The organism is Nonomuraea pusilla, from assembly GCF_900109355.1.
In the GTDB taxonomy this organism is placed as follows: Bacteria; Actinomycetota; Actinomycetes; order Streptosporangiales; family Streptosporangiaceae; genus Nonomuraea; species Nonomuraea pusilla.
The window spans coordinates 77975-100806 of record NZ_FOBF01000014.1; the positions used below are offsets into that span (position 1 = coordinate 77975).

Below are 22832 nucleotides of genomic sequence, written 5' to 3' on the forward strand. Positions count from 1 at the left end.
CGCCGATGCGCTGGAGGTCTCCGGCGGTCAACGCGTCCACGGCGGGTTGACGCGGTCGTCTCGCGGGAGTTGTCACATCGCGGGCGGCTGTCCCGTCCAGTTCTCGGTCATGCAGGAACACAGGTACGGAGGTTCACGATGAGCCAGCGGATCGACGTCAGGAGCCTGGTGCCGGAGGCGTACGAGGGGTTCCTCGCGGTGGAGCGGTTCCTCCACGCCAGTGAGCTGCCGTCCTCGACGCTGCACCTGGTGAAGCTGCGGGCCAGCCAGATCAACGGCTGCGCCTACTGCGTCCACCTGCACAGCGGTGACATGAAGAAGGAGGGCGAGAGCGACGAGCGCATCTGGGGGGTGGCGGCCTGGCGTGAGGCGACGGTCTTCACCCCGGCCGAGCGGGCCGCGCTGGCGGTGACCGAGGAGGCCACGCGGCTGGCCGACAGGGCGCTCGTCTCGGACGAGGTGTGGGACGAGGCGGCACGGCACTACACGGACAAGCAGCTCGCCACCCTGGTGGTGGCCATCGCGATGATCAACTCGTGGAACCGGATCCTCGTCACGACCCGGGCGACGCCGCACGCCTGACCCGGGAGAGGAGGCGCCACCCGGATCCGGGTCAGCACGTCCTCGGTCAAGCGGCGCTCAGGTCAAGCGCCCGATCTGGACCTGCCGCCGCCGGTCAGGGTGGCGACTTTCCCTCTTGATGTTCTTCTTACACGCAACTTACAGGGGTATCTGTAGATAACATAGGTAACAGGAACATCACGGGGGGATCGCGATGAAAAGGCTTGTGGTAGTGCCGCCACACCTCGCCAGGCACAAGGTCCGCGACATCCGCTCGGCCGACCGCCGCAGGCCCTCCCCCGCGCCCTCCGAACCCAAGAGCGCCAAGGTCGTCGATCTGCGGGCGTACGCGGGGCGCAACGTCATCCGCTTCCCCGGGGGCCCCACCCCCGCCGCCTAGGACGGCGGGCGCCGGGCCCCCGCGGGGTCAGCCGTAGAGCTTCTGGGCGTAGGTCTCGCCGTAGTACGCCTCCAGCTGCTCGACGGTCTCCTCGACCGCCTGGATCTCCTTGACGAGGCGGGCGTGCGACGGCAGGTCGTCGGGGTTCCAGGTGCCGGGCTTCCACAGCTCGGAGCGGAGGAACGCCTTGGCGCAGTGGAAGAAGATCTGCTCGATCTCCACGACGAGCGCGAGCGCGGGCCGGTGCCCCTTGACGATCAGCTCGTCGAAGAAGGGGGCCTCGCGCACCAGGCGGGCGCGGCCGTTGATGCGGAGCGTCTCGTTCCTGCCGGGGATGAGGAAGATCAGGCCGACGTGGGGGTTGGCCAGGATGTTGAGGAAGCCGTCGGCCCTGCGGTTGCCGGGGCGGTCGGGGATGGCGATCGTGGTGTCGTCGATGACGTGGACGAACCCGGCCGGGTCGCCCTTGGGCGAGACGTCGCAGTTGCCGTCGGCGTCGGAGGTGGCGATCAGGCAGAACGGGGAGGCCGCCAGCCACTGACGGTCACGCTCATGCAGTCGGACGCGCTCCTTGGTCGCGGCCCTCGGCATCACCTCGCCGAGGAGTTCGCGCAGTTCGGTGGCTGACCCGATCTCCACCCAGCTCATGTGATCTCCCTTCGGGGGGGTTGGAGCCCCATTGTGTCAGGGGATCGGGCGCAGCATCCGGTGGGGCGATCGCAGGGCGACGCTCACCTGGTCGTCCCTCGTGTCCTCAAGGCCGGGGCCGGGACGCACCTCGATGTCCTCCAACGGGGGATGCACGCCGCAGGCCACGCAGAACCCCACCTGGTCGAGCGGGCCGCCGCAGGCGACATGGTGGAACAGGCGCCGGGGGCCGTTGCCGCCGAGGTTGCGCTCGCCCCACTGGGCCAGCGCCAGCATGGGCAGCCAGAGCTCGCGGCCGACCGGCGTCAGGACGTACTCGTCGCGGGGCGGGGAGTCCTGGTAGCGACGCCGCTCCAGGATGCCCGCCTCGACCAGCGCGCCGAGACGCTGCGACAGGACGGCCCTCGGGATGTCGAGGTGGGCCAGGAAGTCGCCGTAGCGGCGCACGCCGTACATCGCGTCGCGGACGACGAGCAGGGTCCACCGCTCGCCGATCACTTCGAGCGCCTTGGCCAGCGAGCAGTCCTGCCCGTCGTAGTTCTTTCCGAGCGCCATGGCCCCCATGTTAGTTCATTCACCGAACCGTGTTAGCCTGCGCGGCATGAGTTCAATCACTGAACTGACCGGGGTCCGGTCCGGCACGCTCGCCGTGGCCTCCTCCGCGCCACTGCTCGTCCTCGCGACCTACACGGCGCCGATGGTGACGCTGCCGCAGACCGCGCGCTCGCTCGGCGCGGGCCCCACCGGGCCGGTGTGGATCCTCGGCGGCATCGCGCTCGGGCTGTCGGCGCTGCTGCTCGTGGCGGGCGGCCTGGCCGACGACCACGGGCGCAGGCGGGTGCTCGTCACGGGCACCGCCGTCCTCGGCGCGGCCGGCGCGGTGGCGGCGCTGAGCACCAGCGTGCCGGTGTTCGTGCTGGCCAGGGTGGTCCAGGGCGGCGCGAGCGCGGCGATGCTCGCGGCCAGCCTCGGCATCGTCGGCCACGCCTTCCCGGCTGGTTCCGCGCGGGTCGCAGCCACCGCCCGGTACGGCGCCATGATGGGCCTCGGCACGACGCTCGGGCCGCTGGTGTCGGGGGCGCTCGCCACGGCCGTGAGCTGGCGGGCGGTGTACTGGCTGCTCACGGCGTGCGCGGCGGCGCTCGCCGTGGCGGCCGGCCGCCTGGAGGAGTCGCGCTCCGACGCGCCGCGCAGGTTCGACGTGCCCGGCGTGACGCTGCTCACTCTCGGCGTGGCGGCGCTGGTGGCGGGCGTGACCGAGGGGCGGCTCGGCTGGACGCGGCCCGTCGTGGTGGGCGCGTTCGCGCTGGCCGCCGTGCTGATGTGGGCGTTCGTGGCGGTGGAGCGCAGGCGGCGCGAGCCGCTGATCGACCTGGAGCTGTTCAGACGGCCCGCCTTCCTGCTGGCGACGGGCGCGGCGCTGATCGTGGGCGCGGCCGTCATCGGCCTGCTCGGCTACCTGCCGAACGTGCTCCAGGCCGCGCACGGACTGACCCCGCTCGACACGGCGCTGCTGTTCTGCGTGTGGTCGGGTGTGTCGTTCGCCGCCTCGCTGCTGTCGCGGCACGTACGCCTCGGCACGGCGGCCAGGCTGGCGATCGGCATGGGGCTGACGGCGGCCGGGTTCGTGGGACTGCTCGGCGTGGCTGCCTCGCTCTCGCTTCCCGTGGTCCTGACCGGGCTGGCCGTGGCCGGGGCGGGGTCCGGGCTGATCAACTCGTCGGTGACGCACCTCGCCATCGAGAGCGTGCCCGCGCACCGGGTGAGCATGGGCTCGGGGGCCAACAACACGGCCAGGTACGTCGGCTCGTCGCTGGGCGCGGCGGGGGTGGCGGCCGTGGTGGGGGCGTTCGGGCTGGACGCGGGGACGGACGTCGCGGTGGCGGCGTGCGTCGTGCTGACGGCCGTCACGGCGGTCGCGGCGCTGCTGGCGGGAAGGAGACCGGCATGACGGAATCGAGGACGGCCGATCTCGACGGCCTGCGCATGCACTATCTGATCGACGGCGACGGCCCGCTGCTCGTGCTGCTGCACGGCTGGCCGCAGACCTCGTACTGCTGGCGGCACCTCATCCCCGCGCTCGCCGCGCACTTCACCGTCGTCGCGCCGGACCTGCGCGGCTACGGTCGCACGGACAAACCCACCACCGGCTACGACAAGCGGACCATGGCCGCCGACGTCCGCCGGCTGGCCCGGTCGCTCGGCCATTCCTCGCTCGTGCTGGCCGGGCACGACCGGGGCGCCCGCGTCGCCCACCGCTACGCGCTCGACCACCCCGGCGAGGTGGAGCGGCTGGTCGTCATGGACGTCATCCCCACCAGGGAGATGTGGCGCAGGTTCGACATGGACAGCGGGCTGGCCGCGAGCACCTGGCATTGGACCTTCCACCTCCAGCCCGACCTGCCCGAGCTGCTCGCCGGCGCCGACGTCGCCGCCTACCTCGGCTACTTCTTCGAGCGCTGGACGGTGCAGCGCTCGCGGCTGGAGACCGCCGAGTACGTGCGGGCCTTCTCCCGGCCGGGCGCGCTGCGCGCCGGGTTCGACGACTACCGGGCCTCCTTCCCGTACGACGCCGAGCACGACGACGCCGACTGGGAGGCGGGCAGGCGCCTGGAGATGCCGGTGCTGGCGCTGTGGGGCTCGGCCGGGCTGCCGAGCCGGGTGCCCGTCATGGACATCTGGCGCGAGTACGCCCCCGACGTGCGCGGCGCCGCGATCGCCGACTGCGGGCACTTCCTCGCGGAGGAGCAGCCCGACGCCGTGCTCGCGCACCTGCTCGACTTCCTGCTCCCCGGCGGGGAGTAGCTACCACCTGCGGGCCTGCGCCATGGCGCCGAGCAGCGAGTCGCGCGCCACGGCGAAGCGCACCGGGTCGGCGCCCTCGCGTTCGGCCCGCAGGTGCAGCATGGTCAGCTCGGTGGCCGCCTGCTGGTAGTCGCCCATCGCGCGGCCGAGCCCGGCCCGTCGGGCCCACCTGCGCGCCGCCTTGCGGGCCGACAGCGTGCTCAACATGGTCAGGTCGGCCTCGGTGACGAGCCCGGTCGCCTGGTAGGCGGGCAGGTAGACGCCCATCTTGGCCACGAGGTGGCGGCGCTCCACGACGGTGACCGCGACGAGCGCCACCAGCGCGGCCATGATCACCAGGTAGGCGGCGCCGAGCCAGCCGAGCGACTGCAGGGTGGCCGCGCCGTTCCAGAAGGCGTGCAGGGCGACCGCCCCCAGGTAGCCGAGCGGCACCGCGGCGAACCTGAACGCGTTGCGCCTGGTCAGGGCGTAGGCGACCCCGAGGCCGACCATGGAGGTGTAGACGGGGTGCCCGAGCGGGTCGATGAGCCCGCGCAGCACGAACACCTTGAGCGCGCCGTCGGTGCCGTCCTGGTCGAAGGCCATGAGGTAGTAGCCGACGTTCTCGACGGCGGCGAAGCCGAGGCCGGCCATGGAGGCGTACACGATGCCGTCGGTCAGGCCGTCGATCTCGTGCCGCCTGCGCAGGAGGAGCAGCAGCGCGGAGCCCTTGAGCGCCTCCTCCACGACGGGGGCGAGCAGGACGGTGCCGACGCGGTCGGCGACGTCGCTGCCGTAGCCGGCGCCCGCGACCAGGGCCTGCCCGGCGAGCGTGAGGGCGATGCCGAGCACGATCGCCACGCCCGCGCCCCAGGCGAACGCGAACGCGAGGTGCAGCTTCGGCTCGGGCTCCAGCCGGTCGAGCGACAGCACCGCGGCGAGCAGCACGGGCAGCGGCGCGAGGGCCAGCACCGCCGACAGCCCGAACCCCACGGGCCCGCCCGACAGCAGCATGACGACCAGGACGATCATCGCGAGCGCCCCGGAGACGACGAGGCCGACGAGGAGGGCCTTGCTGGGGCGCTGGGCGAGAGGAGGAGCTGTCATGGGGGTGCCTTCCTTCGTGGGGTCCACCCACTATGAGCTGCCCGCGTCGACACGGACTTGACAGTGACTTAACGGCAACCTCGCGTCGCGTCACGTAGGCACGCCGCGCCGCGCCGGGCCGGTGCGCCGTCCGGTGTAGGCCACCATGGCGATCACGACGAGGATCAGTGCCAGGTCGATGGCGGCCGACCAGCGCATGGCGGCCGTCTCGTGGCCGCCCGCCGCCACGGCGAAGAAGACGGCGCCGATCAGCGCCACCCCGCCCGACCCGGCGAACTGCTGGGCCGTCGTGAGGAACCCCGACCCGATGCCCGCCTGGTGCGGCTCGACCTCCACCAGCGCCGCCCCGATGAGCTGCGGCAGGACGAGCCCGTTGCCCAGGCCCACGCAGACCAGCGCCGCGATCACGTACGACAGGCCGAGCCCGGCCGCGACGAGGACCAGGACGAGGCCGAGCGCGACGACGCCCCCGCCGAACAGGACGGCGGCCAGGCCGTAGCTGCGCACCAGCCGGGCGCCGAGCAGCGACGTGACGGAGAACGCCACGCCCATCGGCGCGAAGGCCAGCCCCGCCTGGAGCGCGTCCAGTCCGAGGCCGCGCTGGAGCAGCAGGGTGAGGGTGAACATGAACGAGGCGAAGTACGCCATGAACGCGGTGATCGCCGCGACGCCCGCGAGGTAGGAGTGGACCTTCAGCAGGGCGAGGTCCAGCACCGGCCGGCCGCCGCGCGCGGCGAGCACGCGCTGCCAGCGGACGGTCAGCGCGACCACGGGGACGGCCAGGGCCAGACAGGCCCACGTCCAGGCGGGCCAGCCGAGGCTGTCGCCGAGCCCGAGCGGCACGAGCACCAGGGCCACGCCGCCGGCGAGCCCGGCCGCTCCGGGCAGGTCGAGCCGGGCCTGCGGGGCGGTCTCCGCGCGGGGCAGCAGCCGGGCCGCGAGCGGCACGACGACCAGGCCGACCGGCAGGTTGACGAGGAAGACGGAGCGCCAGCCGAGCCCGAGCACGTCCGAGGTGAGCAGCAGGCCGCCGAGCACCTGCCCGGCGATGGAGCCGAGGCCGCCGGCGACGCCGTACCAGGCGATGGCGCGGGCGCGCTCGCGCGGCGGGATCGCGGCGGAGATCGTGGCGAGCACCTGCGGCACCATGGCGGCGCCCGCGAGGCCCTGGAGCAGCCGGGCGGCGACGAGCTGGGCGGAGGTCGCCGCGACGCCGCAGAGCACGGAGGCCACGGTGAACGCGGCCACGCCCCAGACGAACATGCGGCGGTAGCCGTACCGGTCGCCGAGCCGGCCACAGGTGATCATGCCGGCGGCGTACGTGAAGGCGTAGCCGCCGACGATCAGTTCCAGGGCGGCGGGGCCGGCCCCGAGGTCCCGCTCGATCGAGGGGGCGGCGACGTTCACCACGAAGAAGTCGAACTGGGCCATGAACCAGGCCGACAGCAGCACGGCGAGCGCCCAGCCGGATCTCACGCGGGGTCCCCCTTCCACGACGGTGCGTGCCCAGGCTAGAACCCGCCGGCGCGCGGGCCGGGGCCGGGCCCCTTGCACGTTCCTCGACACGGGCTTACGATCCGCGTAATTGTTAGGAAACTTTCTTTAATGAAAGGTCTCCGACGTGCGCCGATTAGCCGCCCCCCTCATCGCCGTCCTGGTGACCGCCGCCCTGTGCGCCCTCCCGGCGCAGGCCGCGAGCCGCCTGATCGCCACGTTCTCCCTGTCGGGCGCCACCGGCACCTTCGTGGTCGCCAACCCCGGCACGACCGCCGTCAGCGGCTGGTCCGTCGTCTTCGACCTGCCCGCCGGCGTCACCGTGAGCAGCCCGCAGAACGCGACCGTCCGCCAGAGCGGGACGACCGTGACGCTCACCCCCGCCTACTACATCGCCACCCTCCAGCCGGGGAAGAACACCGAGCCGTACAGCCCCAAGGTCACGCTCAGCTCCGCCGTTCAGCCCACGAAGTGCCTGGTCAACGGCGCGAACTGCGACGGCAGCGGCGACGACCCGCCGCCTCCGCCACCGATCACGGCGACGTACGAGGTGAGCGGGACCTCCGCGAAGTTCGTGGTCGCCAACAACTCGGCCACCGCGCTCGACGGCTGGACGATCGTCTTCGACCTGCCCGCGGGCGTCACGGCGGGCAACGCCCAGAACGGCTCGCTCACCCAGAACGGCCGCACGGTGACGCTCACCCCCGCCCACTACAACTCCACGGTGAAGGCGGGAGCCACCACGGAGCCCTACAGCCCGTCCTTCACCGTCAGCACGGCGGGCGCGGAGCCGTCGGGCTGCCGCGTCAACGACGTGAACTGCGACGGCTCCCCCGACACGCCGCCGGGCGCGCCCGGCAACCTGCGCGCGCCGGTCAGGACCACCACGACCGTCTCCCTCGCCTGGGACGCCGCCACGCCGGGCAGCCTGCCGGTGACCGGGTACGAGGTGTACGACGGCGCCGCCGTCGCCGCCTCCGTGACAGGCACCTCGGCCACCGTGACCGGGCTGAAGCCGTCGAGCGGGCACACGTTCACCGTCAAGGCCAAGGACCGCAAGGGCACCCTGTCGGCCGCGTCCGCGCCGCTCACGGTGACCACGCGCGACCCCGCCGACGACACGCAGCCGCCCACCGTGCCCGGCGGGCTGAGGAGCACGGCCAGGACGTCGTCCAGCGTGACCCTCGCCTGGACCGCCTCCACCGACGACAGCGGCGTCGCGGGCTACGACGTCTACGCGGGCGCGTCGCTCGCGGCCACCGTCAGCGGCACCACCGCGACCGTCACCGGCCTGTCCCCCTCCACCGAGTACGCGTTCACGGTCAGGGCGCGCGACCTGTACGACAACGCCTCGCCTGCCTCCGCCGTGCTCAAGGTCACCACGGCGGACATCGTCGAGAACGGCTACGCCCGCGTCGGGTACTTCGTGCAGTGGGGCATCTACGGACGGCAGTACTTCGTGCGCACCCTCGACACGACCGGGGCCGCGGCCAAGCTCACCCACGTCAACTACGCCTTCGCCAACATCGACCCGGTCAACCTGACCTGCCTGCAGGGCGTGACCAAGGGCACGAGCTCCGACCCGCAGGACCCCAACCAGGGCGACGGCGCGGGCGACGCCGAGGCCGACTACGGGCGGCCGTTCAGCGCGGCGCAGTCGGTGGACGGCGTGGCCGACACCGGCTGGGAGAAGCTGCGCGGCAACTTCAACCAGATCAGGAAGCTCAAGGCCAAGTACCCGAAGCTGAAGGTGCTGATCTCGATCGGCGGCTGGACGTACTCGAAGTACTTCTCGGACGTCGCGGCCACCGACGCGGCGCGCAAGAAGTTCGTGGCCTCGTGCATCGACACCTACATCAAGGGGAACCTGCCGGTGTACAACGGCGCGGGCGGGCCTGGCGCCGCGGCGGGCGTCTTCGACGGCATCGACCTCGACTGGGAGTGGCCGGGCGCCGAGGGGCATGCGGGCAACCACGTCAGCCCGTCGGACAAGGCGAACAACACCCTGCTGATCGCCGAGTTCCGGCGCCAGCTCGACGCGCTGACCGCGACGACGGGCCGGCGGTACGAGCTCACGGCCTTCACGCCGGCGGACCCCGCCAAGATCGCCGCCGGCTGGGACCTCCCCCAAATCACGAAATATCTGGACATCTTTAATGTCCAGGGGTACGACTTCCACGGCGCCGGCAGCGACAACTCCTGGGAACCGAACCGCACCGGCCACCAGGGCAACCTTTACCCCGACGCCGACAGCCCGTACGACCCGGACTTCAGCGTCGAGCAGGCCGTGGACGCCTACCTCCAGGCCGGGGTCCACCCACGCAAGATCACCATCGGTCTCGCCTATTACGGGCGCGGCTGGCAACAGGTGGCCGACGGCGGCAGGAACGGCGAATGGCAGTCCGCCCACGGTGCCGCCCCCGGCCAGTTCCAGGAGGAGGCCGGCACCAGGGGCTACAGCAACCTGGTCGCGAGCGTCCCCGGCTGCACCGTCCGCCACGACGAGCAGGCCGTCGCCACGTACTGCTACACCGGCGACAACGGCCAGTGGTGGACGTTCGACGACGCCTGGTCCATCGGCAAGAAGACGGCCTGGCTGAAGAGCAAGGGCCTGCTCGGCGCGATGATCTGGGAGATGTCGGGCGACACCGGCGTCCTGACCACCGCACTCGACACCGGGCTCGGCTAGCCGGGCCACCGCCGGGGGCCGGCCCGTCCGGCTCCCGGCTCCCGGCCCGTCCGGCGTTCCCGGCCGATCCGGCCTTCCCGGCCCATCCGGCGTTCCCGGCCCATCCGGCTTCCAGCTCGTCCGGCTCCCGGCTTCCGGCTGACCTGGCCTTTTCGCGGGCCGCCGCCCGCGTGTCGAACGCTCATCCACCCGGCACCCGAGGGTTACTCTCCTCTCAACCGGGGGTCATATGATCTTGTCAGATTCGGATCGCAGGCGACTCCCCACCCGAGGAGATCCCGTTGATCCGACGACTCGGCCTCATGCTGGTCACCGCCGCGACCGTGATCGCCGGCCCCGCCACCACCGCCCTCAGCGACACCGTCACCGCCGTCGCCCACCGCGGCGCCTCCGCGTACGCGCCCGAGAACACCGTCGCGGCCGTCGAGCTGGCCGCCGCGCAGGGCGCCGACATGGTCGAGGTGGACGTCCAGGAGACCCGCGACCACCAGCTCGTCCTCATGCACGACACCACGCTGGCCCGCACCACCGACGTCGAGAGCGTCCACCCCGGCCTGTCGCCGTGGCGGGTCGCCGACCTCACCCTCGCCCAGATCCGCAGGCTGGACGCCGGCTCCTGGTTCGGCCGCCAGTACGCCGGGCAGCGGGTGCCGACGCTGGCCGAGGTCCTCGACGTCGCCGGCGACGCGGGCGTCGGCCTGCTCGTCGAGCTCAAGGATCCGCGGCTCCACCCCGGCGTCGAAGAGCGGCTCGCCGCCGAACTGCGCCGCGACCCCGCCTGGCTGCGCGACGGACGCCTGGTGGTGCAGTCGTTCGACTGGGCGTCGATGCAGACGTTCCACCGGCTGCTGCCCGGCGTGCCCGTCGGGCTGCTCGGCCGCGCGCCCACCAGCCGCCTGGCCGAACTGGCCCGGTACGCCGACCAGGTCAACCCGCCCTACGAGACGCTCAGCGCGGAGTACGTCAAGCTCGTCCACCAGGCGGGCCTGCGGGTCTTCGCCTGGACCGTGGACAGTCCCGACGCGATGCGCCGCATGATCGCGTACGGCGTCGACGGCGTCATCACGAACCGGCCCCGCGTCCTACGCGAGGTCCTGAGCGGCTAGCACGGCCAGGCGGACCCGGTTCTGCTCACCGGTCTTGCGCATCAACCCCGACACGTACGTCTTCACCGTCGAGACGCCCAGGTGGAGCCGCTCGGCGATCTCCTTGTTCGACAGGCCCGCCCCGATCATCCCGAGCACCTCCCGCTCGCGCGGGCTCAGCTCGGGCAGCTCGCGCACCGGCTCCCGCCCGGCGCGCGAGCGCACCGCCTGCTCCACCAGCCGTCCCAGCACGGCCTGGCTGAACGGCGGGTCGCCCGCCACCGCCCGGCGCAGCGCGGCCAGCAGGTCGGCGGGCGGGCAGTCCTTGGCCAGGAACCCGAACGCGCCCGCCGACAGCGCCGGGTACAGGTGGTCGTCGTCGTCGAACGTCGTCAGGACGACCACCTTGCTCGCCGGCCGGGCCGCCGTGATGCGGCGGGTCGCGGCGATGCCGTCCAGGCCTGGCATGCGCAGGTCCATGAGGATCACGTCCGGCAGCAGCGCGGCCGCCAGGCGCACCCCCTCGCCGCCGTCCTCGGCCTCGCCGACGACCTCGACCTCCGGGTCCGACTCGCACAGCATCCGCAGCCCGACCCGGACCAGCCGCTGGTCGTCCACGAGCAGCACTCTGATCACCTGGTGCTCGCCTCCATCGCCCGCGCGGGCGCGCCCCTCCTGTCCCCCCCGGCAGCCCACTGAGCCTGCTCGGGTGGGGGGAGCTCCGCGTACAGGCGCCAGCCCTGGCCGCCCGGCGCGGGCCCGGCCTCGAACCGGCCGCCGAGCAGCTCGACGCGTTCTGCCATGCCGATGAGGCCGTGCCCGAGCGTCCCGGGGGCGGGGCGGCGCCGGTCCGCGCCGCCGTCGTCCACGATCTCCAACCGCACCCGCCGCCCCTCGGACCCCGTCACCCGCCCCACCGCCGCACCGACCGCCTCCGCACCGACCGTCCCCGTACCGACCGTCCCCGTACCGACCGTCCCCGTGCCGACCGTCCCCGTGCCGGACGCCTCTGTGCCGGACGCCTCCGTGCCGACCGTCCCCGTGCCGAGCGCCTCCATCCGGACCGACAGCCGAACGCCGGCTCGCGGGCCCGCGTGCTTGGCTGCGTTCGCCAGGCCCTCCTGCGCCAGCCGCAGCACGGTCAGCCCGCGCACCGCGTCCAGCTCCGCCACCGACGGGTCCACCTCGGCCTGCGCGGTCAGCCCCGCCTGCCGGACCCGCGCCACCGCGCCCTCCAGCGCCCCGGGCAGTTCCGCCCGATCGACGAGCGAGAAGAACGGCCCGCCGTCCACCTGCGCCGGGTCGCGCAGCACGGCGACCAGCCGGCGCAGGTCCACCAGCGCGGCGCCGCCCGTGGCGTGCAGGTCGTCGAGCACCTGCGTCACCCGCGGGTCGTCCCCCGGCAGGACGTGCCTGGCCACGCCGACCCGCAGCACCATCGACGAGACGTGGTGCGCCACCAGGTCGTGCAGCTCCCTCGCGATCGCCGTGCGCTCGGCCGCGCGGGCGGCCAGCGTCTCGGAGTGGCGGCGGCGCTCCTCCGCGTCCGCGCGCTCCCTGGCCTGGGCGGCGTGCCGGCGCAGCAGCCGCACGTACGCGCCCGACAGCAGCGGCACCCCCGCCAGGACCGCCAGCCGGTAGAGCGTCGGCAGCACCTCCGCCGCCGGCGCCGACATGGCGTGCCAGACGAGGAACCCCCCTGCCAGGACGCCCCCGGCCGCCACGCGCCGGGCGCCGGACCGCAGCGCCAGCTCGAACAGCGTCACCGCCAGCATCGCCTTGACCGGCAGGCCGACGGCGGCGCCGAGCGCGTCGCCCGCCACCAGCAGCCCCGACAGCGTGACCGTGGCCGCCAGCGGGAACCGCCCGCCCCCCAGGCAGACCGCGAGCGCGCCGAGGGCCAGCGCCCAGTCCGCCGGGGTCTGCGGGCGGTGCAGCAGCCACAGGTCACCCAGGGCCAGCACCGACAGCACCACCGGGCGCACAGGGGCCGCGCGGTCGTCGAGGACCCGTTCGACCCGTTCCATCCAGCCCGTCACGCCCCGATGCTAGGCGCCGGCGGCGCGGCGCCGGCTCCCCCAACTGGCCGGACGGGCTCCGCCAACTGGCCGGTGGGGCGAGACGACGGGCGGAAGCGGCGGCCGTCACCGCGCCGGGACAGTGGGGGCGCCCCCGAAGCGAAAGGCCTCACCGTGGAAGCTCTCACCGGGGCCTGACCAGAGGAAGGAGTGATCGGCATGTTCGCCGCCCTGGGCCGGCTCGCCATCCGGCGCCGCTGGTGGATCGTGGCCGCGTCGCTGCTCGTGGCGCTCGCCGGAGGCGTGTTCGGCGCCGGCGCGATCGGGACGTTCACCGGCGGCGCCGGGTTCGTGGACCCCGCCAGCGAGAGCAACCGCGCCGACGAGCTGATCGCGCGCACGTTCCCGCGCGACGGCGCCGACGTGGTCGTCCTGTACGAGAGCGACCGGCTGCGCGTCGACGACCCGGCGTTCGCCTCGGCCGTGCGGTCCGTCGTCTCCGGGCTGCCCGCCGGCGTCGTCGCCTCCGCCCGCACCCACTGGTCCGCCGGCTCCCCGGAGTACGTCTCCACCGACCGGCACGCCACGTACGTCACCCTGACCCTGGCCGGGCGGGACGGCGACGAGCGGGCCCGCGGCTACCAGCAGATCAAGGACCGGCTGCGGGCGCCTGGACTGACCACGACCGTGGGCGGCGCGCTCGTCTTCCCCCTGGAGATCAACCAGCTCAGCACCGGCGACATCGTCCGCGCCGAGGTGCTGTCCATGCCGGTGCTGCTGGTGCTGCTCGTGCTGGCGTTCCGCGGCGCGGTGGCGGCGTGCCTGCCGCTGGCGATCGGGCTGCTCACCATGTTCGGCTCGCTCACCGTGCTGCGCCTGCTCACGACCGTCGCCGACGTCTCCACGTACGCGTTCCAGATCGTCACCCTGATGGGGCTCGGGCTCGCCATCGACTACGCGCTGTTCCTGGTGACCCGCTTCCGCGAGGAACTGGCGGCCGGGTCCGCCGTCGAGGACGCCGTCGTCCGCACCGTGGCGACCGCCGGGCGGGCCGTCGTCTTCTCCGGGCTGACGCTGGCCACCTGCTTCCTCGGGATGCTGCTCTTCCCCCAGCTCGTCTACCGCTCTATCGGGTACGCGGGCGCCGCCGTCGTGCTGTTCGCCGTGCTCGCCACGCTCACCGTGCTGCCCGCCCTGCTCGCCATCGCCGGGCACCGGGTGAACGCGCTGCGCGTGCCGATCCCCGTACGGGCCGGGCGCGGCTGGTGGTACCGGATGGCGCACGCCGCGATGCGCCGGCCGCTCGTCACCACGCTCGGCGTCGGCGGCGCGCTGCTCGCGCTCGGCCTGCCGTTCCTCGGCGTGCGCTGGGGCATCCCCGACCCGGCGCTGCTGCCGGACGGCACGGGGAGCAGGGTCGTGGCCGAGCGGCTGGCCGAACGGTTCACCCAGGTGCCCGACCGCGTCATGACGGCCGTGCTCACCCCTGCCACGCCGGGGCAGGCGCGGGAGTACGCGGCCCGGCTCGACGCCGTCGAGGGCGTCTCCGGGGTGAGCGTGACCGGGCAGAACGGCGGCGCGTACCGGCTGTCCATGCGGTACTCGTACCGGCCGACGAGCGACGCGGCCGCCAGGATGGCGCGTGAGCTGCGGGACGTGCCCGCGCCCGGCGGGGCGACCGCGCTGGTGACCGGGCGGCCCGCGACCCTGCTCGACGTGCGCGGGTCGGTCGCCGAGCGGATGCCGGTGTTCGGGCTGTTCGTGCTGGTCGCGTGCGCGGTGCTGCTGTTCTGGGCGTTCGGTTCCGTGGTGCTGCCGCTGAAGTCCGTCGTCATGAACGCGCTGTCGCTGTCGGCGTCGTTCGGCGCGATCACCCTGATCTTCCAGCGGGGATGGCTGTCGGGGCTGCTCGGCTTCGACCCGGCGGGCTGGCTGGACGTCGTGTTCCCCGTGCTGATCCTCGTCATGGCGTTCGGCCTGGCCCTCGACTACGAGGTCTTCCTCGTCTCCCGCATCCGGGAGGAATGGGACAGGACCGGCGACAGCGCCGAGTCGGTGGCCGTCGGCGCGCAGCGCTCGGCCGGGGTGATCAGCAGCGCGGCGCTGCTGCTGATCGTGGTCGTGGGCGGGTTCGCCCTCGGCCAGGTCACGCTGATGAAGATGATCGGGGTGGGCCTGGTGATCGCCGTCGGGGTGGACGCGACGATCGTCAGAGGGCTGCTGGTGCCCGCCACCATGCGGCTGCTCGGCCGCTGGGCGTGGTGGGCGCCCGCCCCGCTGGCCCGCTGGTGGAACCGCCACGGACTCCGCGAAACCCCCACCTCCACGGGACAGCCCCGTCAAACCACCCGGGCGAACAGCCGGTCCAGATGGTGATCGATGACGGTGAGCGCGTCCCGGGCTCGATCACGCCGAGTTCGAGGAGGGGGGTGAAGCCGGTGAGAGTGAGCAGAAGGTCGTTCTCGACCCTCCCGTCGCGTTCCGGATCGATGCGCCTGTCGGCGATCGCCCGTCGGACCAGCTCCTCGCCCCTGGCCCGGCCGGGACGAGGGCCATCGCGCGCCGGCGCGTGGAGGTCTTGGTCGTGCAGCGGACGTAGGCGGCGCTCATCCGGCTGGTGGCCCGGGCGTCGGGACCGGAGGACCGTAACAGGCGGCGGCCCGGGTGGGAAGCGCACTTCCCGCCCGGGCCGCCGTCGTCGTCAGCCTCCGACCCGCAACGGGCCCGCCACGGGCCCTCGGCCCGGGACCGGCCTGGGGCCGAGGCCCCGGGCCGGTGGCCGGGTCAGCTGCAGCCGCTGGTGGAGCCGCAGCCCTCGCAGACGTAGCAGCTGCCCGCCGGGCGCATCTTCGTGCCGCACGTCATGCAGAGCGGCGCGTCGGCCGTGAAGCGCCGGTGGCTCTCCAGCGTGAGCTCCTTGACCTCGGGCTGCGGCTGCGGCTTCTCCTCGACCCGCGCCGCCGGCTCGATGGGCGCCGACTGGGCGAGCGCCTCGCGGTCGACCGTCTCCTGCAGCGCCGCCGGGTCCTCGCCGCGCTGCTGCGCCGCGCGCTCGGCCGCCGAGAAGATGCCCAGCGCCGCCCGCTCGTCGTACGGGAGGTAGTCGAGCGCCAGGCGCCGGAAGATGTAGTCCATCACGGACGTCGCCATGCGGATGTCGGGGTCGTCGGTCATGCCCGCCGGCTCGAACCGCATGTTGACGAACTTGCTCATGTACGTCTCCAGCGGCACGCCGTACTGCAGGCCGATGGAGATCGCCACCGAGAAGGCGTCCATGACGCCCGCCAGGGTCGAGCCCTGCTTGGACATCTTCAGGAAGACCTCGCCCAGCCCGTCGTCGGGGTAGGAGGAGGCCGTCATGTAGCCCTTCGCGCCGCCGACGGTGAAGCGGGTGGTGGTGCTGGGCCGCTGGTTCGGCATGCGGCGCCGGGTCGGGCGGTTGACCTCGATGACCTTGACCTCGGGCTCCTCGGCCTGGGCGGCCGGTTCGTCCTTCTTGGCCGGCTCGTCCTTCTTGCCGCCGGCCGACAGCGGCTGGCCGACCTTGCAGTTGTCGCGGTAGACGGCGAGCGCCTTCAGCCCGAGCTTCCAGCCCTCCATGTAGACCTGCTCGATGTCGTCGATCGTGGCCGACTCGGGCAGGTTGACCGTCTTCGAGATCGCGCCGGACAGGAACGGCTGCGTGGCGGCCATCATCCGGACGTGGCCCATCGGCGCGATCGCCCGCTCGCCCATCGCGCAGTCGAACACCTCGTAGTGCTCCTTGCGCAGGCCCGGCGCGTCGACGACGTGGCCGTGCTCGGCGATGTACTCGACGATCGCCTCGACCTGCTCCTGCTGGTAGCCGAGCTGCTTGAGCGCGCGCGGGATCGTCTGGTTGACGATCTGCATCGAGCCGCCGCCGACCAGCTTCTTGAACTTCACCAGCGCGAGGTCGGGCTCGATGCCGGTGGTGTCGCAGTCCATCATCAGGCCGATCGTGCCCGTCGGGGCGAGGAGGCTGGCCTGCGCGTTGCGGTAGCCGTTCCTCTCGCCGGTCTTCAGGCACTCCGACCACTGCCGGGACGCCTCGGCGTGGATCTTGGAGTCCATGACGCCGACCGTGCGCAGGTCGTCGTTCGCCGCGGCGTGCTTGCGCATGACGCGCTTGTGCGGCTCGGCGTTGCGGGCGTAACCGTCGTACGGGCCCACCACGCCGGCCAGCTCGGCGCTGCGCCGGTACGACACGCCCGTCATGAGGCTGGTGATCGCCCCCGCCACGGCGCGGCCGCCGTCGGAGTCGTACGCGTGGCCGGTCGCCATGAGCAGCGCGCCGAGGTTCGCGTAGCCGATGCCGAGCTGCCGGTACGCCCGCGTCGTCTCCCCGATCTTCTCCGTCGGGAAGTCGGCGAAGCAGATCGAGATGTCCATCGCGGTGATGATCAGCTCGGTCAGTTTGACGAAGTTCGCGATGTCGAAGGAGTTGTCGTCGTTCAGGAACTTCAGCAGGTTGATGCTGGCCAGGTTGCAGGAGGAGTTGTCCAGGTGGACGTACTCGCTGCACGGGTTGCTGGCGGTGATGCGGCCCGTCTCCGGGGTGGTGTGCCAGTCGTTGATCGTGTCGTCGTACTGCACGCCGGGGTCGGCGCACTCCCAGGCGGCCTTCGCCATCTTCCTGAACAGGTCGCGGGCGTCGATGGTCTCGATGACCTCGCCCGTCAGGCGGGCGCGCAGCCCGAACCGCTCGCCCTTCTCCACCGCCCGCATGAACTCGTCGGAGACGCGGACCGAGTTGTTGGCGTTCTGGTACTGGACCGAGACGATGTCCTTGCCGCCGAGGTCCATGTCGAACCCGGCGTCGCGCAGGGCCCGGACCTTGTCCTCCTCGCGCGCCTTCGTCTCGATGAACTCCTCGATGTCGGGGTGGTCGACGTCCAGCACGACCATCTTGGCCGCGCGGCGGGTCGCGCCGCCCGACTTGATCGTGCCCGCGCTGGCGTCGGCGCCGCGCATGAAGCTGACCGGGCCGCTCGCGGTGCCGCCGCTCGACAGCAGCTCCTTGGACGAACGGATGCGGGACAGGTTCACCCCCGCGCCGGAACCGCCCTTGAAGATCACGCCCTCTTCCTTGTACCAGTCCAGGATCGACTCCATCGTGTCGTCCACGGACAGGATGAAGCAGGCGCTGACCTGCTGCGGCGACTTCGTGCCGACGTTGAACCAGACCGGCGAGTTGAACGCGAACACCTGGTGCACCAGGGCGTGCTTCAGCTCGTGGTCGAAGATCTCGGCGTCCTCGTCGCTGGCGAAGTAGCCCTCCTCGATGCCCGTCCGCGTGTAGACGCCCACCACACGGTCGACGAGCTGCTTCAGGCTCCACTCGCGCTGCGGCGTGCCCACCGCGCCCCGGAAGTACTTCGTGGTCACGATGTTCGCCGCGTTCACCGACCAGAAGTCGGGGAACTCGACACCCCGCTGCTCGAAGTTGATCGAGCCGTCGCGCCAGTTCGTCATGACGACGTCGCGGCGCTCCCAATTGACCTCGTCATATGGGTGCACGCCGGGCTTGGTGAAGATGCGCTTCATCTTCAGCCCCTTACGAGGACGCTTGCCACCGCGCGCGACTGAACCGCTGGCCGTCTCCGTCATGACTCCCCCTTCTCCGCCTTCAACTGTTGGATCTCGGCCTCGAAGTCCGCCAGGCTCTCGAAACCGCGATATACCGATGCGAACCGCAGGTAGGCGACCTCGTCGAGCTCGCGCAGCGGCCCGAGAATCGCCAAACCCACCTCGTTCGAGGGGATCTCTGCCGCGCCCTTGGCCCTGATGGCCTCCTCGACCCGCTGCCCGAGCTGCGCCAAGGAGTCCTCACTGACCGGCCTGCCCTGACAGGCCCGCCGTACGCCCGCCACGACCTTGTCGCGCGAGAACGGCTCGGTCACCCCGCTGCGCTTGCTCACCATGAGCAGCACGGTCTCCTGTGTGGTGAACCTGCGCCCACATTCGGGGCAGGTACGCCTCCGCCGGATGGCCGCGCCGTCGTCCGTGGAACGACTGTCGATGACCCGCGTGTCCGGATGGCGGCAGAACGGACAGTGCACGCTTTCGCCTCCTCGGATTCCGCCGCCACCACACGGTTGGAACGTCGCCGCGGTAGGCTCGCGCCCGCGCCACGGCTGGCCATGGAACGGTCACAGAAACACAAGGTGTGGTGAACTACATCGGTGTAACTACTAGATGTTGTGGTCCAACCGTAGAAGCGCGGGACCATGAACGCAAGTTGGCGAGGACCCTCCGACCGAACCCGCTGATCAGCCAGCGGGGCACGGCGTGTCGCCCCAGAGGCCACACCGGCCCCTGCGGTTTCCCACCTCGGGAGTCACTCAAACCTCACGGACCCCGCCGGCCGAGCCGGTCGCCGTCCTCGCCGAAGAGCGCAGCGTACCGGACCCCAGCGGAAGCAACCGACCACCGGAACCCGCCTGCGACGAAACGCTCCCAGGACACCAGAAGACACACCCGGCACCGGGACGGAAGAGCGGGCAGCACCACGGAACCGGAGCACGCGGCCCTACAGCTCGGCAGAGCGGGAGCGCGGGAGCTCAGGAGCACGCGGCCCAGCGCGCGGGAAGCGGCACGGAACCGCAAGCGGCACGGCAGAAGCGGCCGGGCAGAAGCGGCACGGCGGAGGCGGCATGGCGGAGGCGGCACGGCGGAGGCGGCATGGCGGAGGCGGCATGGAACCGGAACCGGAACCGGAAGCCGAACCGGAAGCGGAAACGGAAACGGCACGAGCAGCGCGGAACCGGAGGCGGCCTGGACGAAGCGCTGAGAGGAGGGAGGTCAGCGACGCAGGATGTAGAGGCGGGTTCCGGGGCGGATCTTGCCGTCAGGCAGGCGATTCAGCCGCTTGATCTCCTCCGCCAGCGCCTCGGGATCCCGGCCGTCCCGGGCCACCGCGTCGGCGATGCCCCAGGCCGTGTCGCCGGTACGGACGTCCACCCAAGGCAGCCCAGGGTGCTCGGGCACCATCACGGCGACCGAAGCGTGCCCGGCGGTTCGCGTCCCCAGCCAGAAGCCGCCGAGCGCCAGCAGCACCATGCCGATGACGACCACGGCCCGTCCCCGCCTGGTGAGCCGCAGGGGAGGCGCCGCCCGCCGCCCGGAGCGCGCCCCCACCCCAGGACCACCGCCCGCAGCCCGCTCACCAGCGAACACCTTCCACCCCTTCCCAGCCGCCCGCCGCCCGGAGCGCGCCCCCACCCCAGGACCACCGCCCGCAGCCCGCTCACCAGCGAACACCTTCCACCCCTTCCCAGCCGCCCGCCGCCCGGCCACGGAGCCACGCCGCCCGACCGGGCCCGCCGCCGCACCACGACCACGCCCGACCCGACCAGCGGCCCCACCATCACCCCGCCCGACCGGGCCCGGCACCGCACCACGACCACCCCCGACCCGACCAGCGGCCTCACCACCACCGCGCCCGACCGGACCCGCCACCGCGCCAGCACCCCGCCCGAACCACCGCGCCTCCCCCCGGCCCGCCCTCCCAGGCCGCAATCCCTCCGTCGCCGAGAGGTCATCTCGCCCGGTCGGTACGACCCTCATCCGACCGGCAGCCGTCCGCCCAGGGACCCCCGCCTGAAAGCCGCCTGACCGGGGACCACCTCACCGGGGACCACCTCACCGGGGACCACCTGACCGGAGGCCGCCCGCCCGGAGGCCGCCCGCCCGGAGGCCGCCCGCCCGGGAGCCGACCTCCCACGGACGCCGCCGGAAACCGACCCTCCAGCGGAACCGCCCGATCCCCGTCCCCTGCCGGAACCGCCTGTCAACCTTCCCCCACCCACACGGCCCGTCACCGCCGCCTCTCCGCCTGCCCGCCCCGTCACGGCCTCCCCACCAGGGGCCGCACGGCCTGTGACGCGCCCCCCTCCAGGGACCGCGCGGCCTGCCACGCGCCCCCCTCCAGGGACCGCGCGGCCTGTCACGCGCCCCCCTCCAGGGACCGCGCGACCCGTCATGGCCTCCCCGCCAGGGACCGCGCGGCGCGGCGTCGGCTCCTTTTCGGAGAGCGGGCGGCGTGCTCCCGTGTCGCCGCCCTCTCCGGCTCTCCTCGCCGCAGACCCGCGCACCGACTTGTTCGACTTCGCCCGAGAACCTCCGCGCTCGCCCCTGACGTCCTCGCCCCCTGAAACGTCCTCGTCCTCTGAAGGGCGAGGAGCCGGCACCAGGCGCAGGTGCCTCCGCGCTCCGCGCGCGTCGCTCCTGCCCGCCTCGGACCCCCGCCCGCCGCGGCCGCGCCCCTCGGAACCGCGCCCCTCGGAGCCGCGCACGTCGGAACCACGCACGTCGGACTCGCGCCGACCGGAGCCCCGCCCCCTGCGACCCCGCCGGCCGGAGCCCTGGTCGCCCTCGGTCTGTCGTCTGTCGTCGGGCCCGTGGGAACGGTCCCGTGCGGGTGTCCGATCGTCCTGTCGGTCCTTTCCCTGGGTCGTCCGCGTCGTTCCGGCGACGAGCGTGAGCCCTTTGACGTCTTCGGTGGCCGGGTCGGTTCTTGTGGTCGTTCGCACGGTTGACCTCCCGCCGTGTGGCCCGAGGAAAAGGCCCAATAAGATCAGCAAATCGAACACGGTGTCGATCGAACTCCCGTACGATGTTGTACACCACGCTGCGGTCGATTTCGAGGAAGACTCGAACAATTGTTTGAAGATGATCTTCAACCGAGATACGGTCGCTGTGTGCGACATGAGGACCACAGACCGGGAGGTGCGCCGGTGAGGCGGCCCGCCGGGCGAGGAGGAAGAGCATGAGCGAGCGGGACGACGCGAACGGGGTCAGCGACCTCGCGGTGCGCCGGCGAGACTCCCTGGGGCTTACCCCGAGGCAGCGCAAGATCCTCGAAGTGATCCGCGACTCCGTCCAACAGCGTGGTTATCCGCCCTCCATGCGTGAGATCGGCGAGGCCGTGCAGCTGACGAGCACGTCCAGCGTGTCGCACCAGCTGACGGCTCTGCAGCGCAAGGGCTACCTGCGCCGCGACCCCCACCGTCCGCGTGCCCTCGAGGTGCGTCTGCCCGGCGAGCCGGTGCTGTGGGTCGACCCCGACGCCTCCAACGAGGAGCCGACGGTGAGCCGGCCGACCGCCGCGTACGTCCCGCTCGTGGGCCGCATCGCCGCCGGTGGGCCGATCCTGGCCGAGGAGAGCGTCGAGGACGTCTTCGCCCTCCCCAAGCAGCTCGTCGGCGAAGGCACGCTCTTCCTCCTGCAGGTCACCGGTGACTCCATGATCGAGGCCGCCATCGCCGACGGCGACTGGGTGGTCGTCCGCCAGCAGCCGGTGGCCGAGAGCGGCGACATCGTGGCCGCCATGATCGACGGCGAGGCCACGGTCAAGACCTTCAAGCGCAAGGACGGGCACGTCTGGCTCGTCCCGCACAACCCGAACTACGAGCCGATCCCCGGCGACGAGGCCAGCGTCCTCGGCAAGGTCGTCGCGGTCCTCCGCCGCCTCTGACCGTCCTCCTGTCGCCCGGTACGGACGTGCGCCCGGCCACCGTCGCGCGCACGTCCTCCTCGTGACACCTCGACAGTCGGGACATACGGCACACACGCCGTGCCTGGCACCAGCCACCCGTCCCCCAACCCGTGCTCCGGGCCCAGCCGCACGCCCATCCGCCCTCCCAGACCGCGCCGCCGCACGCCCAGTCGGCGACGCCCGGGACTGCTCCTACGGCTGCCTGGTGACAGCTGCCCGCATGCCCGGCCTTTGTCCGGGCCAGCCGCACGCCTGTCTGCCCTCCCGCAGCCGCACCACCGCATCGCCTGCCGCATGCGCCGGGCGACCCCGCCGGTCTACTCTGCTGCCAGGGCTGCCTGGTGTTGGGCCGTCCATATGCCTGCCTGTCGGGGCCCGGCCGTACGCGCGCCTGACGGTCCTGCTGACCTGTCCCCGCCCGCTGCATGGCTCCTGCTGCACGTCCCACATGCCCGCACGGCTCATGCCCGCACGGCTCATGTCTGCGTGGTGGGCCTGGACGGTTTCGGCGCCGTACCCCCGCTTGTGC

The 22832-nt window shown here is 72.6% G+C and carries 17 protein-coding genes; 8 read left to right on the forward strand and 9 right to left on the reverse strand.

The features are described from left to right. Window positions 1-138 precede the first annotated feature (138 nt). On the forward strand, window positions 139-582 hold the full coding sequence (locus BMX74_RS26615) for a carboxymuconolactone decarboxylase family protein (protein WP_091103476.1): 444 nt from the start codon (window positions 139-141) through the stop codon (window positions 580-582). Between the two features lie 211 nt (window positions 583-793). Further along, complete coding sequence (locus BMX74_RS43300; protein ID WP_236714971.1) at window positions 794-961, forward strand: hypothetical protein; 168 nt, start codon at window positions 794-796, stop codon at window positions 959-961. Between the two features lie 27 nt (window positions 962-988). Here BMX74_RS43300 and BMX74_RS26620 read toward each other — a convergent pair whose 3' ends face one another. Next, window positions 989-1609, reverse strand: a complete 621-nt coding sequence (locus tag BMX74_RS26620; protein ID WP_091103477.1) for a pyridoxamine 5'-phosphate oxidase family protein — start codon at window positions 1607-1609, stop codon at window positions 989-991. Window positions 1610-1645: 36 nt separating this feature from the next. Further along, window positions 1646-2164, reverse strand: coding sequence for a winged helix-turn-helix transcriptional regulator (locus tag BMX74_RS26625; protein ID WP_055506154.1), 519 nt, complete (start codon window positions 2162-2164; stop codon window positions 1646-1648). 46 nt (window positions 2165-2210) lie between these two features. On the opposite strand from BMX74_RS26625, the gene BMX74_RS26630 reads away from it, so the two are divergent. After that, window positions 2211-3560, forward strand: a complete 1350-nt coding sequence (locus BMX74_RS26630) for an MFS transporter (RefSeq protein WP_091103479.1) — start codon at window positions 2211-2213, stop codon at window positions 3558-3560. Beyond that, entirely contained in the window at window positions 3557-4414 is an 858-nt protein-coding gene (locus BMX74_RS26635; protein WP_055506156.1) for an alpha/beta fold hydrolase, read from the forward strand. The genes BMX74_RS26630 and BMX74_RS26635 overlap by 4 nt, the downstream gene beginning before the upstream one ends. Here the strand turns inward: BMX74_RS26635 and BMX74_RS26640 are convergent, their stop codons facing one another. Both BMX74_RS26640 and BMX74_RS26645 read right to left on the reverse strand, forming a co-directional pair. Next, window positions 4415-5500 (reverse strand): PrsW family intramembrane metalloprotease, encoded by a 1086-nt coding sequence (locus BMX74_RS26640; protein WP_091103481.1) that lies wholly within the window; start codon window positions 5498-5500, stop codon window positions 4415-4417. It lies immediately after the preceding gene. Between the two features lie 90 nt (window positions 5501-5590). Further along, complete coding sequence (locus tag BMX74_RS26645; protein WP_218154068.1) at window positions 5591-6976, reverse strand: MFS transporter; 1386 nt, start codon at window positions 6974-6976, stop codon at window positions 5591-5593. Window positions 6977-7121: 145 nt separating this feature from the next. Here BMX74_RS26645 and BMX74_RS26650 point away from each other — a divergent pair, with 145 nt between their 5' ends. Then, a complete protein-coding gene (locus BMX74_RS26650; RefSeq protein WP_091103482.1) occupies window positions 7122-9683 on the forward strand; it encodes a glycosyl hydrolase family 18 protein in 2562 nt (853 codons plus the stop codon). 281 nt (window positions 9684-9964) lie between these two features. Continuing rightward, window positions 9965-10789, forward strand: coding sequence for a glycerophosphodiester phosphodiesterase (locus BMX74_RS26655; protein WP_256257273.1), 825 nt, complete (start codon window positions 9965-9967; stop codon window positions 10787-10789). Here BMX74_RS26655 and BMX74_RS26660 read toward each other — a convergent pair. Together BMX74_RS26660 and BMX74_RS26665 are read right to left on the reverse strand one after the other, a co-directional pair. After that, window positions 10766-11404, reverse strand: a complete 639-nt coding sequence (locus tag BMX74_RS26660; RefSeq protein ID WP_055506159.1) for a response regulator — start codon at window positions 11402-11404, stop codon at window positions 10766-10768. The genes BMX74_RS26655 and BMX74_RS26660 overlap by 24 nt on opposite strands. Further along, window positions 11401-12807, reverse strand: coding sequence for a sensor histidine kinase (locus BMX74_RS26665; RefSeq protein ID WP_218154069.1), 1407 nt, complete (start codon window positions 12805-12807; stop codon window positions 11401-11403). The genes BMX74_RS26660 and BMX74_RS26665 overlap by 4 nt, the downstream gene beginning before the upstream one ends. 198 nt (window positions 12808-13005) lie before the next feature. Between BMX74_RS26665 and BMX74_RS26670 the strand changes: the two genes are divergently transcribed. After that, window positions 13006-15162: an MMPL family transporter gene (locus tag BMX74_RS26670; protein ID WP_091103581.1), complete on the forward strand. Its 2157-nt coding sequence runs from the start codon at window positions 13006-13008 to the stop codon at window positions 15160-15162. Between the two features lie 408 nt (window positions 15163-15570). On the opposite strand, the gene BMX74_RS26675 is transcribed toward BMX74_RS26670, so the two are convergent. From BMX74_RS26675 to BMX74_RS26685, 3 genes are all read right to left on the reverse strand, one after another. Beyond that, window positions 15571-18414: a vitamin B12-dependent ribonucleotide reductase gene (locus BMX74_RS26675; RefSeq protein ID WP_055506160.1), complete on the reverse strand. Its 2844-nt coding sequence runs from the start codon at window positions 18412-18414 to the stop codon at window positions 15571-15573. Next, a complete protein-coding gene (gene nrdR, locus BMX74_RS26680; protein WP_055506161.1) occupies window positions 18411-18866 on the reverse strand; it encodes a transcriptional regulator NrdR in 456 nt (151 codons plus the stop codon). The genes BMX74_RS26675 and nrdR overlap by 4 nt, the downstream gene beginning before the upstream one ends. Window positions 18867-19608: 742 nt before the next feature. Next, window positions 19609-19881, reverse strand: coding sequence for a LysM peptidoglycan-binding domain-containing protein (locus tag BMX74_RS26685; protein ID WP_091103486.1), 273 nt, complete (start codon window positions 19879-19881; stop codon window positions 19609-19611). Window positions 19882-21574: 1693 nt separating this feature from the next. Between BMX74_RS26685 and lexA the strand changes: the two genes are divergently transcribed. After that, the gene (gene lexA, locus BMX74_RS26690; RefSeq protein WP_055506163.1) at window positions 21575-22282 is read left to right on the forward strand and encodes a transcriptional repressor LexA; all 708 of its coding nucleotides are present in this window, start codon (window positions 21575-21577) and stop codon (window positions 22280-22282) included. The last annotated feature ends 550 nt before the right edge of the window (window positions 22283-22832 follow it).